The sequence below is a fragment of the Salmonella sp. NW722 genome (assembly GCF_051702785.1).
In the GTDB taxonomy this organism is placed as follows: Bacteria; Pseudomonadota; Gammaproteobacteria; order Enterobacterales; family Enterobacteriaceae; genus Salmonella; species Salmonella enterica.
This window is the reverse complement of the sequence record NZ_JAMMIN010000002.1, coordinates 14,527-30,691: the sequence shown is the minus strand read 5'-3', so window position 1 is coordinate 30,691 and position 16,165 is coordinate 14,527. Positions and strand designations below refer to the sequence as shown.

Sequence of the window (16,165 nt, the reverse complement as noted above, 5' to 3'; positions counted from 1 at the left end):
CGTTGTTAGATTGTACAAACCGGATAAACGCAGCGCCGTCCGGCATGACTATTTACTGAGAGTGGGGCAATTCCTCGCCCCCGTCAAATCATTGCTGGCTTTCTTTTATCGGTTGGCGCAGAACTTCGTTGATCTGCGGCGCATCGACCGGACCGGTAATGCGATATCGCAAAATGGAGACCTTGCTCCATAGCGGCCCCAACACTTTACTGGCGGCAAATACCGCCGCGCCGACAATCGGGTTAACGGCAAACGCGGCGGCGACGCCCACGGTGGCGGAAATTTCCGGCGCGACAACGGCCTCCATATCAAGACGACGACGCACCAGATCAACAGAACCTTTCATTGCAATATCCGCTTCCAGCCCATCCACCAGCGTATCGTCAGTATGCAGGACGCCATCTTTAATCCACGCGGTACTATGAATAGAGTCGAAATAGAAGCCCTCGCTAAAGGTATCTCTGAAGTCAAACCGCAGCTTACGCAGCAACGCATCAAAACTGAGCAGCCGCAGTAGCTGTCCGGCATGACCGCTACTGAGATCAGTAAACTCGCCTTTACCCAGACGCGTACGTAAAATCCCGTTGAGCGTGGCTTCCTCAGGTTGCCAGGGCGGGTTTCGCCAGTGCAGATCGTAATCTACGTTAAAAGACGCGTTCTGGATTGGCGTCGAGATACCGAAGAACCCGGCTGCCGTGTCGAGGTTACTACCATGCAGACTACCTTTCAGCGAGGTTCGTTCATTACCCGGCGCATTCACCCACTCGCCGTTCGCTTTCAAACGGGCGAATCCGGTATCGATCAGGCCATTCGCCAGAGTCAGCGTATTGCCTTTGATGGCGAAATCGCCATCAATACGCCCATATTTTTGCCCCCATAGCCAGCACTCTTCGCAGCGAAGCTGTAAGTCCGGCCAGCCGCGGAAGCTGATCGTGTTCGCCGAAGCCAACGGCGATGTCGGCGTTGGTGACGAGGCGTGCGTTTTTGCGACGCCAGGGTTGTAGTACAGGTACTTAATGTTCGCCAGCCACGGCGCATGGTTGCGCATGAGCAGCGTGGCGTTCACCTCACGGCCCTGCGCTTCAATTTTTGTTCCGTTCAGCGAGGGGGCTGAAACAACGCTCAAATTGTTCCACTGCTGGCCGCCCAGCGATAGCGCGGGAGTACGCAACGTGACGCGTTGAGGAAACTCGGCCGAACTGCTCACGTTATCCGCCGCGCCTTTCTGGAATAACGCCAGCCACTGCGCGCCATCCAGCGCCGGCAGATTGAGCTCAACGCCTTGTTGAGCAGGTAATGGCGGAATCGTCCGGCTGTCCGTCGTCCAGATAGCCCGATCCAACGTCAGCTTCTGATTTAATAACCAGCGGCTGTTAAAGTGATTTTTACTCCCTGCGCTCCCCGTTAGCGCAAAACTTTTCAGGTTGCCGTCAGCCTGAATGTTCACCGGAATGGCTTCGCCTGCGGGTTTATTTAGCGGAGAAGGTAAGTGACTGCTCACATTTCTCAGATCGCCATTCAGCTCGATGTGATAAGTGGTGTCAGCGTGATACGGAAGATCGATGCCGACTTTACCATTCCACGTCACGCTGCCGCTCAGGGCGTCATTCAGTTGCGGCGGTAAGACGCCCATACGCGTTGGTTGCCAGTTACCGTTCAGGTTGACGGCGACCTGATAGGCTTTTGCCCCTTCCGTCGTACTGAAATCCAGGTTAAGCGGCTGATTAAACCAGTTTGCCGTCAGCGGCCCGCTTTTTAGCGCGCCATTCACAAAGCTGAATTTACCGTTCAGATTTTTGAGTGTGCTGTTTAGCGGCTTAATAAACAGACTGTTATTACGCAACGAGACATCGCCCTCGGCGGTAACCTGTTCTCCGTCCAGCGGAATATCAAGATGTAAGCGAGCATTCACATCGCCATATAATTGGAGCTCCGCCAGCGTCGAGCCAAGCGAGTCTTTTAGCGGCGTCTCGTCAAAATAAGGCCCAACGGCTTTTCCCGGCCCGTTAATATCGGCATCAATGAGCAGTTTCTCTTTGGAATAATCCGGAATCGCCGCCGTGAGTTTGCTGGCCTTCACCCCGCCCAAATCGACGCTATCCGAACGCATCCACAGGCCGTCGTTCAGGAAATCCAGTTCAATGTTGAGATTTTTTAGCGCCGGCCAGTCGGGTTGAAAAGCAAACGTCGCATTGCGTAGCGGCACCAGCACTTCAAACTGACCTTCGTTATGCTTATAGGGAAAGAGGTGCGGGTTACCACCGTAAACCAACGTGGCGTTATCCGCCTCGCCGCCCTGAATCGCGCCGCTAAGGTAATCGACCAGCGCTTTGCCCATCAGGTTTTCCGGAAAATAGCGCCACGCCTGAGATCCATCATCGGTACTGATTCCGGCCAGAATACCCAGCCACGGTTCGTCGCCCGTCGGTTGCAGATAGCGGAACCCGCCGCGCGCATGTACCGCCTTTGCTTTGACGTCAATGTCGCGGCCATCAAGCTGAAAGCCGTTCTCATTCTTCAACCAACTAAGCGTCGCGACGCCGTTTTCAATTTCCAGCGGCGCGCGAAAAACGGTTTCATAGGGCATCTTAGCCTGCTGCATCGCAACCTTCATCTGCCCGTCTTCTACGCTTCCCGCCAGCGTACCGGAAAAATGTTCCGCGCCGGGCAACAGCTTCCACTGTTTCCAGGCAAGATTTTCCCACGATGCCTGAAAACGCGTTTTTTCGGTCGCCTGTAGCGGAATATCCAGCGCCAGTGTGGCGATCTTTCCGCTCGGCTGCGTAGCCTGCCATATTTCGCCCAGCACAGGCGACAGTTTAGCCGCCAGCGGACGTAATGCTTCCAGCCCCGCCAGTTCAAGATTACTGGCGCGAATGCGTAGTTCATCGCTACGTGTGTGATTCTCGCCGCCGACATCCTGCTGCGGGAGCCAGGCCACGGTTAAGGCTCCGCTCGGCCAGGGTTTACCATCAAGCGTAATCCGTGTGTCCGGAATATAAAACTGCCAGCCCGGCTGCTCACGGCTAATCTGCGCCGTCAGGTTATCGACAGACAGCGTGTGCGTCGTGTTATCGCCCAGCCAGCTTGCGCCGCCCTGTTTCAGCCAGACGTCTCCTCCGGCGATTTCACCTTTACTGAGCGTCATCCAGCCTTCCAGACTGAAACGCGCCGTCTGGAGCGCCACATTATCCTGCATCCATTTGCCCAGCCACGGCTTGACGTCAATATCGTCGGCCTGTAACCAGACTCTGCCGTTATTCAGCAAACCGTCGTCATCGCGTAAATCCATCCGCACCTGCATCACGCCGTGCTGCCCGGTCAGGCTGGAGAGGCTGACCTCGCCTTCGGCGCGGTGCCGCTCTTTGCCGTTTAGCCAGGTAAGCTGTGGGATCGCCAGCTCCGCGCGTTGTCCGGAAAGCGTCAGAAAACTGATTTGGCTATCGCGCAGATCGAAATGATCGAACTGACGCAGGAAAAGATCGCTTAAACGGCTGGTTTCGATGCCTTCGCCGTCGCTGCTTTGAAGAGGCGTGTTGGTGCGGAAATTGAGTTGCCAGAAGGTCAGGTCGCGAAACTGCCAGCGCATATGCAACAGGCTTTGCCAGACGTCCAGCGCCAGCGTAACGCGTTTTATCGACAGTTCGCCGCCATCTTTCAGGGCGGCATGAATATTATGCGCTTCCAGCGTAGGGCCAAAATTTTGCCAGCTTGCGGAGAGTTGGCTGGCGGCCACCGGCACGCCGGTCACAGACTCAATCTTATTCAGGATAGCTGGACGCCAGGCGTCAAGATGAGGCAACGCCAGGCGCAGCCCGCTAACCAGCAGCGCTGCAATGACGATGAGCGCGGCTCCAGTGAGCAATAAAATCCCCGGCAATCGCCTCACGCGTCTCTCCTTGTCTGCCAAAAAATACGACTCACACCCCTTGAAGGTATATTGCCGGATGGCGGCGCTTGCGCCTTATCCGGCCTACATGCGCTGGTGCTACTACTCAATTACATCATTACGACGTCAAACTGCTCCTGGTTATAAAGCGGTTCGACCTGAACTTTAACCTGTTTGCCGACAAAGATTTCGACTTCCGCCAGCGCGTGTGATTCTTCGCCTTTCAGCGCTTCCGCCACCGCAGGAGAAGCATAAACCAGGAAGCGATCGGAGTCATAAGCGTGATGAACACGTACAATTTCACGCATGATCTCATAGCAGACGGTTTCCACCGTTTTTACCGTCCCGCGGCCATGACAGGTTGGACACTCGTTACAAAGCACATGTTCCACGCTTTCACGAGTCCGTTTACGGGTCATTTCCACCAGTCCCAGCGGCGAAAAACCGTTAATACTGGTTTTCACGCGATCCTTACTTAACGCCTGTTCCAGCGAATGCAGCACCCGGCGGCGATGATCTTCATTATTCATGTCGATAAAATCGATAATGATAATGCCGCCCAGATTACGCAGGCGTAGCTGGCGGGCAATGGCCTGAGTCGCTTCAATATTGGTATTAAAAATGGTGTCGTCGAGATTACGGTGTCCGACAAACGCGCCGGTATTGATATCTACCGTCGTCATCGCTTCGGTTTGGTCGATAATCAGATAACCGCCGGACTTGAGTTCAACCTTACGCTCCAGCGCGCGCTGGATCTCATTTTCCACGTCATAAAGATCGAAGATCGGCTGATGGCCACTGTAATGCTCCAGCTTACTGGTCATTTCCGGGATGTATTCTGCGGTAAACTCCAGCAGCGACTCATAGGTCAGACGTGAGTCGACGCGAATTCGGTCCAACTGCGCATCGGCGAAATCGCGCAGCACGCGCTGCGCCAGCGCCAGTTCGCCATACATCTGGTAGCGCGTTTGCGGACGCTTTTTGCGCTCCATGACTTTCGTCCAGACGCGCTTGAGATAGGCGGCGTCAGACGCGAGATCCTCTTCACACACGCCTTCCGCCGCGGTACGGATAATAAACCCGCCCTGTTCGTCGCAGTATTCCGCCACCACCTTTTTCAGGCGCTCGCGTTCACTTTCGCTTTCGATGCGCTGGGAAACGCCAACGTGTGACGCGCCGGGCATAAAAACAAGGTAACGGGAGGGCAACGTGATGTCCGTGGTCAAACGCGCGCCTTTCGTGCCGAGCGGATCTTTCACTACCTGCACCATCAGATCCTGTCCCTGGCGCACCAGCTCGGAGATATCGCGCACGGTAAACTGTTTTTGCTCGTCGCCTGCCACGCATTCGGTATGCGGCATAATGTCGGAAGCATGAAGAAATGCGGCTTTATCCAGCCCAATATCTACAAAAGCCGCCTGCATACCTGGAAGTACACGACTTACACGACCTTTGTAGATATTGCCTACGATTCCGCGTCGCGCTTCACGCTCAATATGGATTTCCTGAAGAATACCGCCATCAATGTACGCCACGCGCGTTTCCGATGGCGTTACGTTTACCAACAATTCAGCCGTCATGTTTATCCCTTTTATCACGCAGTGCGTTAAAATGACTCAACAACTCATACGTTTCAACCAGCGGTAAGCCGACCACGGCGTGATAGCTGCCATTTATCTTCCTGACAAAACAGCCACCCCGCCCCTGAATACCGTATGCACCTGCTTTATCTAAAGGCTCGCCGCTGGCGACATAGCCAGTAATATCCTGCGCAGAAAGCGTGCGGAAAGTCACCTCCGTTACCACCAGACAATCCAGCGTCTGCTGCGAGTCCGCAAGCGCAACAGCAGTCATCACCTGATGCGTATTTCCGGAAAGCAAACGCAGCATTTCTGCGGCATGAGCGGCGTCGCGCGGCTTTTCCAGCACCTCGCCGTTTAACACGACTATCGTATCCGCGCCCAACACCGGCAGATCACAGGGAACCAGCGCCACGCCAGCCTGCGCCTTTTCGCGCGCCAGCCGAACAACATACTGCTGCGCGCTTTCCTGAGCACGCCGTTGCTCTTCAATACCAGGCACGACCTGCTCGAATGAAAATCCAAGTTGAGTCAATAATTCCTGGCGACGCGGGGAACCGGAAGCAAGATACAGAGTTGTCATATCGACCTTTATTGCACAGCAAACTGCTGGCGTACTTTACGCATCAGCAAAAAGAGCCAGGGCCACAGCACGCCATTGACTACACTACTCCAGAACACTTCCGGTCTGAAAGAGACGTTGATCACTAAAAACTCGGCCCAGAAAACAATAATGTCCACGGCCAGTGAAAGCAACATTACCACCAGCGCCTGCTGCCAGAGCGCCAGGTTACGGAAGAGCTGGAATTTCAGAGCGACCAGATAGGCGACAATACTCATCGACAGAGCGCGCACGCCAAGTGTGGAACCGCTGATGAGATCAAGTATGGCACCCATCACAAATCCCGTCCCCACATTTACGCGGTGCGGCAGGGCCAGAATCCAGTACAGTAAGATAAGCAAAACCCAGTTTGGCCGGAAAACAATGATGTCGTCCGGCCAGGGCATGATTTGCAGCAACAACGCAATAAGAAACGAGAGCCAGATAACCCAGCGCCCCTGGCTACGATAGCTCGCCACCATTACCCTCCCGGCGCACGCGCAGGCGGCGTGGTCGCGCCCGAAGGCGATGGTTGCGTTGATACCGGCGCAGTCTGGCCCGCAGATGGCTGAGTAATCCCCGTCGCCGGGTCCGGCACTGGCGCCGGCGGCCCCATCGCATCCGGAGAAGGCAACACCTGCGGCATCATCTGCATCAGGCGCTCATTGGCGACGCGGTGAACCTCTTCCGGCGTCATCGGATTGGCGCCGTTACGATCGGCTCCCCACAACAGCAGCAGATAGCGCAAACGCTGCAAACCTGCGGTTGGACGAGCCTGAATGACGGTATAGGCGCGCTGAGTGTCCAGCTTGACGGAGGAGACCACCGCCACCGGATACCCTTCCGGGAAACGCCCACCAAGTCCGGACGTTACCAGCACATCGCCAACGCGAATATCGGTATTGGCGGGCAGATGTTCAAGCTGAAGATCGTCAGTACAGCCGTTACCGGCGGCAATCACGCGGATGTCATTGCGCAGTACCTGAATCGGCAGCGCATGAGTCGCATCGCAAATCAGCAGTACGCGGCTGGTCAGTTTCGCCACGGCGACAACCTGCCCTACGACGCCTTTGTCGCTAATGACCGGTTGACCTTCATATACGCCATTAACGCTGCCTTTATCGATAACGACCTGATCGCTGTAAGGATCGTTAACCGTTGAAATAACCTGCGTCACCATTTTCTGCTCGTCCTGACGCAGCGGCGACCCCAGCAGCTCGCGCAACCGCGCGTTCTCCTGTTTGTACTGCCCCAGCATCAGCAGGTCGCTGTTTTTTAGCAGTAATTCCTGGCGCAGCGCCCGATTTTCCAGCTCAAGCTGGTCGCGAGAAGCCAGCGTTTGCGACACGCTGTCGAGCAGTTCACGAGGGCCGTTTGAAATAAAATAGAAAGGACTGACGGCAGTGTCCATGTACGTTCGGATTTGACTGAACGTCCCCAGGCGGCTGTCGGCAATGATAACGCCGAGCGCCACCAGCACCGCCAGAATAAGGCGAATCTGTAGCGACGGGCCACGGCTAAAAATTGGCTTCATAGGCTATGCGTATTCTCGCGTCGGAGAGGCAGGACAATCCAGGGATAATCCTGCCCGTATCCAACTACTCTTCGCTGAACAGGTCGCCGCCGTGCATATCGATCATTTCCAGCGCCTTGCCGCCGCCGCGCGCCACACAGGTCAGCGGATCTTCAGCAACCACGACAGGAATGCCCGTCTCTTCCATTAACAGACGGTCAAGGTTACGCAGCAGCGCGCCGCCGCCGGTGAGCACCATACCGCGCTCGGAGATGTCTGACGCCAGCTCCGGCGGACACTGTTCCAGCGCCACCATTACCGCGCTGACGATACCGGTCAACGGTTCCTGCAACGCTTCCAGAATCTCGTTTGAGTTCAGGGTAAAGCCGCGTGGAACGCCTTCCGCCAGGTTACGGCCACGCACTTCGATCTCGCGGACTTCGTCGCCCGGATAAGCGGAACCGATTTCGTGTTTAATACGTTCTGCGGTGGCTTCACCAATCAGAGAACCGTAGTTACGACGAACGTAATTAATGATGGCTTCGTCGAAGCGGTCACCACCAATACGGACAGAAGAAGAGTAAACCACGCCGTTCAGGGAGATCACGGCAACTTCAGTGGTACCACCACCGATATCCACAACCATTGAACCGGTTGCTTCAGAAACTGGCAGACCTGCGCCGATCGCGGCCGCCATCGGCTCTTCGATCAAAAAGACTTCACGGGCGCCTGCGCCCTGAGCGGATTCACGAATTGCGCGGCGTTCTACCTGCGTCGCGCCGACCGGCACGCATACCAGTACGCGCGGGCTTGGGCGCATAAAGCTGTTGCTGTGCACTTGTTTAATAAAGTGCTGGAGCATTTTTTCGGTCACAAAGAAGTCAGCGATAACGCCGTCTTTCATCGGACGGATCGCAGCGATATTGCCCGGCGTACGGCCCAGCATCTGCTTCGCATCATGACCGACTGCAGCCACGCTTTTCGGCGAACCGGCACGATCCTGACGAATGGCCACAACGGAAGGCTCATTCAATACGATGCCTTGTCCTTTTACATAAATGAGGGTATTCGCGGTACCCAGGTCAATGGACAGGTCATTGGAAAACATGCCACGAAATTTTTTCAACATACTAAGGGATAATCCTGAAAGCTGGGGCGGAAAACAAAATCCGCTTACTTTACCAACCACACGCAGCAGCGACAAGGCGCAAAAATCATCTGCTACGGTGAAAATTAGTGCAGTTCGTTTCCTTTGTTACAAATCTCGGCCTGAGTCCCTCAGGGCTGAAAAAATCAGCAGCAATCCTCGCCTTCGTTTGCAACCTGTCAAAGGTCATTCACCTGCATATTTGCTGCAACAATCTGGCGAGCAGACAAGCACACCCCCATGAGGCGCAGCGCGCGTTATTCTACGTGAAAACAAATTAAACGGCAGGTTAAACCGAGTATCTTTGCGAATATTTTTTCACGTTTGTGTCAAGTAGTTGGGAGGAGGCAAAAAAATCACCCTGCCCGCCAGCCACGCCGCGTTTTGTCAGCGTCTGCCACTCGCCGCGCGAACGGACGCCCGTCGCGTAAACCTGCGTAGGCGTACCCGCGCAGGCCTCTACCAGACTTTGAACCAGAAGCTGGTTTTCCGTTCGCTTCTCAATGTTTCTGACCAGACTCGGATGCAGCTTGAGTAATTCCACATTGAGCGCTTTAATCCAGCTCGTGCTAACCAGCGTCAAACCCGCCTGTGTCACCGCCACCCGAACGCCAAGCGCATTGACTAAGCGAAGGATGGGTTGTAACCGGCTGATGTGTTGACAAACATCTGCCTCCGCAAGTTCAATAATTATGCGATTTCGCTGTGATTTTTCACACTGCATTAACGTATCGCGCAACCAGCGCTGAAAACGCGGACGAATCAGCGACTCAACCGTCAACTGCATTGCCAGATTTTCATCCGGCCAGTAGCCCAGCAACGTAATCAGGCGGCTAATTTGTAATCTGTCATACTCTTCCGATAAACCAAATTGCAACACCATCGGCATATACTCCGCCGAGCTCACCTCTTCTTTACCGTCATAGATGCGACACATCAATTCCCGATGATGTACGCGACCTTCTCGCGTGACCGCCGGTTTTTGATAAAGTCGCGGTCCGCCCCGGTTCAGCATCTGCTCAATCAATGTGCGCCAGCGCACATTGCCGCGCCCTTTTTCCGGCAGAGTGTCGTCGTAGATAGCCCAGCTATTTCCCCCCTGCAGGGCGGCATTCCGCGCCGCGGCTTCAGCATGTTCCATCACCTGCTCGGTGGACTGTCCGCTGCGCCAGGCGCAAATGCCAATATGTACCATATCGTCACGATCGAGCATTTTGTTAGCCGGTAGCGCATCGACAGCTTTTAAAAGTTGTCCGGCAATACTTTCCGCTTCTTTTAGCGTTCGATGCGGTAGCAGCACGGCAAAGTCGCTGCGGTGATAACGCGCCAGCAGCGAGCCTGGGTAACGCATAATAAATGTCGATAGCAGATTGATAAGCATAAACATCTGCTCTTCCGCCTGATTGCCTCCCAGGCTGTCGCGCAGAAGATTGAAGTCTGGCAAGCGGATCATCATCACCACGCCATGCACTCCCACTTTTTCCTGATCTTCCAGCAGCGTCGCCAGCTGGTTATCAAAGAACAGACGGTTACCGAGTCCGGTTTTGGTGTCCTGCGCGGCGTAGGAGCGAATGAGGGTGTCCAGGCGGCTACGCTGTTCGTGAGCAAACTGAATTTCGGAAAGCAATACATCAAGCGCGCTACTGGTGCGCGCTGGCCATTCGTAAACAGAACCCCGGACATTCGCCCCGCGTTCGCCGTTCAGAATGCGCGTTGAGCGAATTTCCAGAAGCTCTTGCCCGGAAAGCTGCCGCTGCAGCCAGCGCACCGATAAAAACAAAATCAGAACGATAAAACCGATCGCCAGCGTCAGCGGCGCCGTGGTGATCAGTGAGTGAAAATAGTTACCCATCGGGTCCTGGTAAACCAGACGTAGCGACATTCCTGGATGTTTTATCAGCGGTACGACCAGCTCGCGATACATGTCGCTGGTGCCGGCTGGCCGATAACCTCTGGCGCGAGAATGGCTGTAGACGCTGCGCTCCCCCTGCAACAGATCGACACGCACAATATCGGAAGCGATCATGAGCTCGTCGATTTGCGGCGTCAGCGAGACAATATCATGGGTCACCAGGTGCGTATCAATGGCTGTCGCCGTCGCCTGCACACGGCTGACATACTTATACTGTACGGCGTTATAAAAGCTTAGCGAGCAACCTATCAGAGTCACGAAGATCGTTAACCCCGTGAGCAGCGTGATAAAAGCTGAGAATTTCGTCGTTAATCGCATCCTTGAGTTAACTCCGACGGTTATAAACAGTATGAAAAAGCGAATCTGAAGGCGGAATTCGCCACGGCGCGCAATGAAGCAGGCATACTACCAAAATGGATCTATCTGGCAATTTATTGCGTTGCATCGGCATCACGTTTTAATTAGCGAGTATAGTCTTCGTAGCTATTTTTCCAATCTACCATGTAAAGTGAGGACAGGTTATGCAGGCGTTGATCTTAGAACAGCAGGACGGTAAAACCCTCGCATCCGTGCAACATCTCGAAGAGAGTCAACTGCCGGCAGGTGATGTGACGGTGGATGTCCACTGGTCCAGCCTGAATTATAAAGATGCTCTGGCTATCACCGGAAAAGGGAAAATTATCCGTCATTTTCCGATGATTCCTGGTATTGATTTCGCCGGCACCGTTCACGCAAGCGAAGATCCTCGCTTTCATGCAGGCCAGGAAGTACTACTGACTGGCTGGGGCGTGGGCGAAAACCACTGGGGCGGCCTGGCCGAACGCGCACGCGTTAAAGGCGACTGGCTGGTCGCGCTGCCTGCGGGACTGAGCAGCCGTAACGCCATGATCATCGGCACCGCCGGTTTTACCGCCATGCTGTGCGTCATGGCGCTTGAAGATGCAGGTATTCGCCCGCAAGACGGTGAGGTTGTCGTCACCGGCGCCAGCGGCGGCGTAGGCAGCACTGCCGTTGCATTACTGCATAAGCTGGGCTATCAGGTTGCAGCAGTATCAGGACGTGAAAGCACCCACGGCTATCTTAAGAGCCTGGGAGCTAACCGTATTCTCAGCCGCGATGAGTTTGCTGAATCTCGCCCGTTGGAAAAACAGCTGTGGGCCGGTGCAATTGATACCGTTGGCGATAAAGTGCTGGCGAAAGTGCTGGCACAGATGAACTATGGCGGTTGCGTGGCCGCCTGCGGCCTGGCGGGCGGCTTCGCGCTGCCGACCACCGTTATGCCATTCATTCTGCGTAATGTGCGTTTGCAAGGGGTGGACTCGGTGATGACCCCACCGGCACGTCGCGCAGAGGCCTGGGCGCGTTTGGTTAAGGATCTGCCGGAATCGTTCTATGCTCAGGCCGCCACAGAGATTACGCTGGCGGATGCGCCGAAGTTCGCCGATGCCATCATCAATAATCAGGTTCAGGGCCGTACGCTGGTGAAGATAAAATAACGTCACGTATAAAAAAATTTACACTTAATTAACTATTTATTTTTACACATTGACACACTCCCTGTCATATTCACTACACGCCATGTTGTGGTGGGTAGACCGGGAGTCTGTGATGAAAAAGATACGTCCATTAACAGAAGCCGATGTGACTGCGGAATCGGCTTTTTTTATGCAGCGCCGACAGGTGCTAAAAGCATTAGGCATCAGCGCGGCCGCCTTATCCTTACCCTCAACGGCGCAGGCCGATCTCTTCAGTTGGTTTAAAGGCAACGATCGTCCGAAAGCGCCTGCCGGTAAACCGCTTGAGTTTAGTCAGCCTGCCGCCTGGCGAAGCGATTTAGCGTTAACGCCGGAAGATAAGGTGACGGGCTACAACAATTTCTATGAGTTTGGCCTTGATAAAGCCGACCCGGCGGCCAATGCCGGAAGTCTGAAAACCGAACCGTGGACGTTGAAAATCAGCGGGGAAGTCGCGAAGCCATTTACGCTGGATTACGACGATTTAACACATCGTTTCCCATTAGAAGAGCGTATCTATCGAATGCGCTGCGTCGAAGCGTGGTCCATGGTCGTGCCGTGGATTGGTTTCCCTTTATATAAGCTACTCGCGCAGGCACAGCCCACCAGCCACGCTAAATATGTGGCATTCGAAACGCTATACGCGCCGGATGATATGCCAGGACAGAAAGATCGCTTTATTGGCGGCGGACTGAAATACCCTTATGTCGAAGGGCTACGTCTGGACGAAGCCATGCATCCGCTGACTCTGATGACCGTTGGCGTCTATGGTAAGGCGTTACCCCCGCAAAACGGCGCGCCCATTCGACTCATCGTTCCATGGAAGTATGGTTTTAAAGGTATTAAATCTATTGTCAGCATTAAACTCACCCGCGAACGTCCGCCAACCACCTGGAATTTGTCGGCTCCCAACGAATATGGTTTTTACGCCAATGTGAACCCGCATGTGGATCATCCACGCTGGTCTCAGGCTACCGAACGCTTTATTGGTTCAGGCGGTATCCTCGATGTACAAAGGCAGCCGACGCTGCTGTTTAACGGCTATGCCAATGAAGTCGCTTCGCTGTATCGCGGTCTCAATTTGCGGGAGAATTTTTAAGTGCGTCTGACAGCAAAACAGATAACCTGGCTAAAAGTTTGTCTGCATCTTGCCGGTTTTTTGCCGCTTCTGTGGCTCTTTTGGGCGATAAATCACGGTGGACTCAGCGCAGACCCGGTAAAGGATATCCAACACTTTACCGGCAGAACCGCGCTCAAATTTTTGCTCGCCACCTTGCTGGTTTCACCGCTGGCGCGCTACGCTAAACAGCCATTATTGATACGCACACGCCGCCTGTTGGGGTTATGGTGTTTCGTTTGGGCTACGCTGCATTTAACCAGCTATGCCTTACTGGAACTGGGGATACATAACCTGGCGCTGTTAGGAAGCGAGTTGATTTCACGCCCTTATTTGACGCTTGGGATCATTAGCTGGCTGGTGTTATTGGCGCTGACGTTGACCTCAACGCAATTTGCGCAGCGTAAATTGGGCAAACGCTGGCAAACACTGCATAACGTCGTCTATCTTGTCGCGATCCTGGCTCCCATACATTACCTGTGGTCGGTAAAGATTTTATCACCGCAACCGGTCATCTACGCGGCATTAGCGTTAGCCCTTTTAGCGTTGCGTTACCGGAAGTTTCGCCAGTGGTGGCGCTAGTTTGGTGAACTGTGCGGTCGATTGCAAAACGCAAAACAGGTAATGTCCTTTTTATGTTTCTGGTTGATTATCTTCCCTGATAAGACCAGTATTTAGCTGCCAATTGCGACGAAATAGTTATAATGTGCGACTTTACATTGCCCAACGGCGATTTTCGTTCGCAGAAAGGGTGACAATCGAGCAATGAAGGTATATTTTGTTTTTTGCCCGAAAATGGCAGAAGATAGCCACACAATGACTGGCAAATCATGAATTTCACCTTCGGGTGCTACGGCATAACAGGCAAATCAAAGATGCGCGGTATTTTACCCGCGGCAGTCATTCACATGCTTTACAGACGGCGCTAAAACGCCTGTCACAATCACACTAAACAAAGAGTACGGAACCCACTCATGGATATTCGTAAGATTAAAAAACTGATCGAGCTGGTTGAAGAATCAGGTATCTCCGAACTGGAAATTTCTGAAGGCGAAGAATCTGTTCGCATCAGCCGCACAACGGCAAACGCCGGTTTTCCGGTGATGCAGCAGGCTTATGCGGCGCCGATGATGCAGCAACCCGCTCTGTCTAACGCTGTCGCGCCAGCGGCTACTCCAGCAATGGAAGCGCCTGCCGCAGCGGAAATCAGTGGTCACATCGTACGCTCCCCAATGGTTGGTACTTTCTACCGCACCCCAAGCCCGGACGCGAAAGCGTTCATCGAAGTGGGCCAGAAAGTGAACGTGGGCGATACCCTGTGCATCGTTGAAGCCATGAAAATGATGAACCAGATCGAAGCTGACAAAGCAGGTACTGTGAAAGCGATTCTGGTCGAAAGTGGTCAACCGGTAGAATTTGACGAGCCACTGGTCGTCATCGAGTAACGAGGCGAACATGTTGGATAAAATTGTCATCGCCAACCGCGGCGAGATCGCACTACGTATTCTTCGAGCCTGTAAAGAACTCGGCATCAAGACCGTCGCTGTGCACTCAAGCGCGGATCGCGATTTAAAACACGTATTGCTGGCGGATGAGACGGTCTGTATTGGTCCGGCACCGTCCGTAAAAAGTTATCTGAACATCCCGGCTATCATTAGCGCCGCTGAAATCACCGGCGCGGTGGCAATCCACCCGGGTTACGGCTTCCTTTCTGAGAACGCCAATTTTGCCGAGCAGGTTGAACGCTCCGGCTTTATCTTTATCGGCCCGAAAGCGGACACCATCCGCCTGATGGGCGATAAAGTGTCCGCGATTACCGCGATGAAAAAAGCGGGCGTGCCGACCGTACCAGGATCTGACGGCCCGCTGGGCGACGATATGAATGCGAACCGCGCTCATGCCAAACGTATTGGCTATCCGGTGATCATCAAAGCGTCCGGCGGCGGCGGCGGCCGCGGTATGCGCGTGGTTCGTAGCGATGCTGAACTGGCGCAGTCCATCTCCATGACCAAAGCGGAAGCGAAAGCGGCTTTCAGCAACGACATGGTATACATGGAAAAATACCTGGAAAATCCACGCCACATCGAAATTCAGGTGCTGGCGGACGGCCAGGGCAACGCTATCTATCTGGCGGAACGCGACTGTTCCATGCAGCGTCGCCACCAGAAAGTGGTTGAAGAAGCCCCGGCGCCAGGCATTACGCCGGAACTGCGTCGCTATATCGGCGAACGCTGCGCGAAAGCGTGCGTAGACATCGGCTATCGCGGCGCAGGGACGTTCGAATTCCTGTTCGAAAACGGCGAGTTCTATTTCATCGAAATGAACACCCGTATTCAGGTTGAACACCCGGTGACTGAAATGATTACCGGCGTCGATTTGATCAAAGAGCAGTTGCGCATCGCGGCGGGTCAGCCGCTGTCGATCACACAGGACGAAGTTGTCGTTCGAGGCCATGCGGTAGAATGCCGTATCAATGCCGAAGATCCGAACACCTTCCTGCCAAGCCCAGGCAAAATCACGCGCTTCCATGCGCCTGGCGGCTTTGGCGTTCGCTGGGAATCTCATATCTACGCGGGCTACACGGTGCCGCCGTACTATGATTCCATGATCGGCAAGCTCATCTGCTACGGTGAAAACCGCGACGTGGCGATTGCCCGTATGAAAAATGCCCTGCAGGAACTGATTATCGATGGTATCAAAACCAATATCGATCTGCAGACCCGCATCATGAATGACGAGCACTTCCAGCACGGTGGAACCAACATCCACTATCTGGAGAAAAAACTCGGTCTTCAGGAAAAGTAATCGCACGTTAGTCTCAAAAGGCCGGTGAATCCGGCCTTTTTTATTTCTGGGGATAGCGATGCCCCATCATGTACAATTCCCGCTTTC

Annotated in this window: 12 protein-coding genes; 5 read left to right on the top strand and 7 right to left on the bottom strand. The window is 54.2% G+C overall.

Features of this window, described 5'->3' with window-relative positions; all coding sequences use genetic code 11:
* Positions 1-88: 88 nt before the first annotated feature.
* From yhdP to csrD, 7 genes are all read right to left on the bottom strand, one after another.
* A complete protein-coding gene (yhdP, locus tag NA330_RS04445; protein WP_023242148.1) occupies positions 89-3,889 on the bottom strand; it encodes an AsmA2 domain-containing protein YhdP in 3,801 nt (1,266 codons plus the stop codon).
* Positions 3,890-3,999: 110 nt separating this feature from the next.
* Complete coding sequence (rng, locus tag NA330_RS04440; protein ID WP_000123188.1) at positions 4,000-5,469, bottom strand: ribonuclease G; 1,470 nt, start codon at positions 5,467-5,469, stop codon at positions 4,000-4,002.
* A complete protein-coding gene (locus NA330_RS04435; RefSeq protein WP_023242147.1) occupies positions 5,459-6,052 on the bottom strand; it encodes a Maf family protein in 594 nt (197 codons plus the stop codon). The genes rng and NA330_RS04435 overlap by 11 nt, the downstream gene beginning before the upstream one ends.
* Before the next feature lie 8 nt (positions 6,053-6,060).
* Positions 6,061-6,549 (bottom strand): rod shape-determining protein MreD, encoded by a 489-nt coding sequence (mreD, locus tag NA330_RS04430; RefSeq protein ID WP_000179403.1) that lies wholly within the window; start codon positions 6,547-6,549, stop codon positions 6,061-6,063.
* Between the two features lie 2 nt (positions 6,550-6,551).
* Positions 6,552-7,604 carry a rod shape-determining protein MreC gene (mreC, locus tag NA330_RS04425; protein ID WP_000802538.1) on the bottom strand — a complete coding sequence of 351 codons (1,053 nt, stop codon included), beginning with the start codon at positions 7,602-7,604 and terminating at the stop codon, positions 6,552-6,554.
* A gap of 64 nt (positions 7,605-7,668) precedes the next feature.
* Complete coding sequence (mreB, locus tag NA330_RS04420) at positions 7,669-8,712, bottom strand: rod shape-determining protein MreB (protein WP_000913396.1); 1,044 nt, start codon at positions 8,710-8,712, stop codon at positions 7,669-7,671.
* A gap of 307 nt (positions 8,713-9,019) precedes the next feature.
* Positions 9,020-10,960, bottom strand: a complete 1,941-nt coding sequence (gene csrD / locus NA330_RS04415; RefSeq protein WP_001241381.1) for an RNase E specificity factor CsrD — start codon at positions 10,958-10,960, stop codon at positions 9,020-9,022.
* Positions 10,961-11,163: 203 nt separating this feature from the next.
* Between csrD and acuI the strand changes: the two genes are divergently transcribed.
* The 5 genes from acuI (at position 11,164) to accC (ending at position 16,078) form a co-directional block, all read left to right on the top strand.
* Positions 11,164-12,138, top strand: coding sequence for an acrylyl-CoA reductase (NADPH) (gene acuI / locus NA330_RS04410; protein ID WP_001148246.1), 975 nt, complete (start codon positions 11,164-11,166; stop codon positions 12,136-12,138).
* Positions 12,139-12,250: 112 nt separating this feature from the next.
* On the top strand, positions 12,251-13,255 hold the full coding sequence (msrP, locus tag NA330_RS04405) for a protein-methionine-sulfoxide reductase catalytic subunit MsrP (RefSeq protein ID WP_000723876.1): 1,005 nt from the start codon (positions 12,251-12,253) through the stop codon (positions 13,253-13,255).
* The gene (gene msrQ / locus NA330_RS04400) at positions 13,256-13,855 is read left to right on the top strand and encodes a protein-methionine-sulfoxide reductase heme-binding subunit MsrQ (RefSeq protein WP_001240053.1); all 600 of its coding nucleotides are present in this window, start codon (positions 13,256-13,258) and stop codon (positions 13,853-13,855) included.
* A gap of 392 nt (positions 13,856-14,247) precedes the next feature.
* Positions 14,248-14,718 (top strand): acetyl-CoA carboxylase biotin carboxyl carrier protein, encoded by a 471-nt coding sequence (gene accB / locus NA330_RS04395; RefSeq protein WP_000354626.1) that lies wholly within the window; start codon positions 14,248-14,250, stop codon positions 14,716-14,718.
* A 10-nt stretch (positions 14,719-14,728) separates the two neighbouring features.
* A complete protein-coding gene (gene accC / locus NA330_RS04390; RefSeq protein ID WP_000884627.1) occupies positions 14,729-16,078 on the top strand; it encodes an acetyl-CoA carboxylase biotin carboxylase subunit in 1,350 nt (449 codons plus the stop codon).
* Positions 16,079-16,165: the final 87 nt, after the last annotated feature.

Excerpts from the sequence above, each read along its gene's own strand:
- acuI (WP_001148246.1), top strand. The coding sequence starts at position 11,164 with ATGCAGGCGTTGATCTTAGAACAGCAGGACGGTAAAACCCTCGCATCC.
- msrP (WP_000723876.1), top strand. The coding sequence starts at position 12,251 with ATGAAAAAGATACGTCCATTAACAGAAGCCGATGTGACTGCGGAATCG.
- mreC (WP_000802538.1), bottom strand. The coding sequence starts at position 7,604 with ATGAAGCCAATTTTTAGCCGTGGCCCGTCGCTACAGATTCGCCTTATT.
- rng (WP_000123188.1), bottom strand. The coding sequence starts at position 5,469 with ATGACGGCTGAATTGTTGGTAAACGTAACGCCATCGGAAACGCGCGTG.
- accC (WP_000884627.1), top strand. The coding sequence starts at position 14,729 with ATGTTGGATAAAATTGTCATCGCCAACCGCGGCGAGATCGCACTACGT.
- csrD (WP_001241381.1), bottom strand. The coding sequence starts at position 10,960 with ATGCGATTAACGACGAAATTCTCAGCTTTTATCACGCTGCTCACGGGG.
- accB (WP_000354626.1), top strand. The coding sequence starts at position 14,248 with ATGGATATTCGTAAGATTAAAAAACTGATCGAGCTGGTTGAAGAATCA.
- mreB (WP_000913396.1), bottom strand. The coding sequence starts at position 8,712 with ATGTTGAAAAAATTTCGTGGCATGTTTTCCAATGACCTGTCCATTGAC.
- NA330_RS04435 (WP_023242147.1), bottom strand. The coding sequence starts at position 6,052 with ATGACAACTCTGTATCTTGCTTCCGGTTCCCCGCGTCGCCAGGAATTA.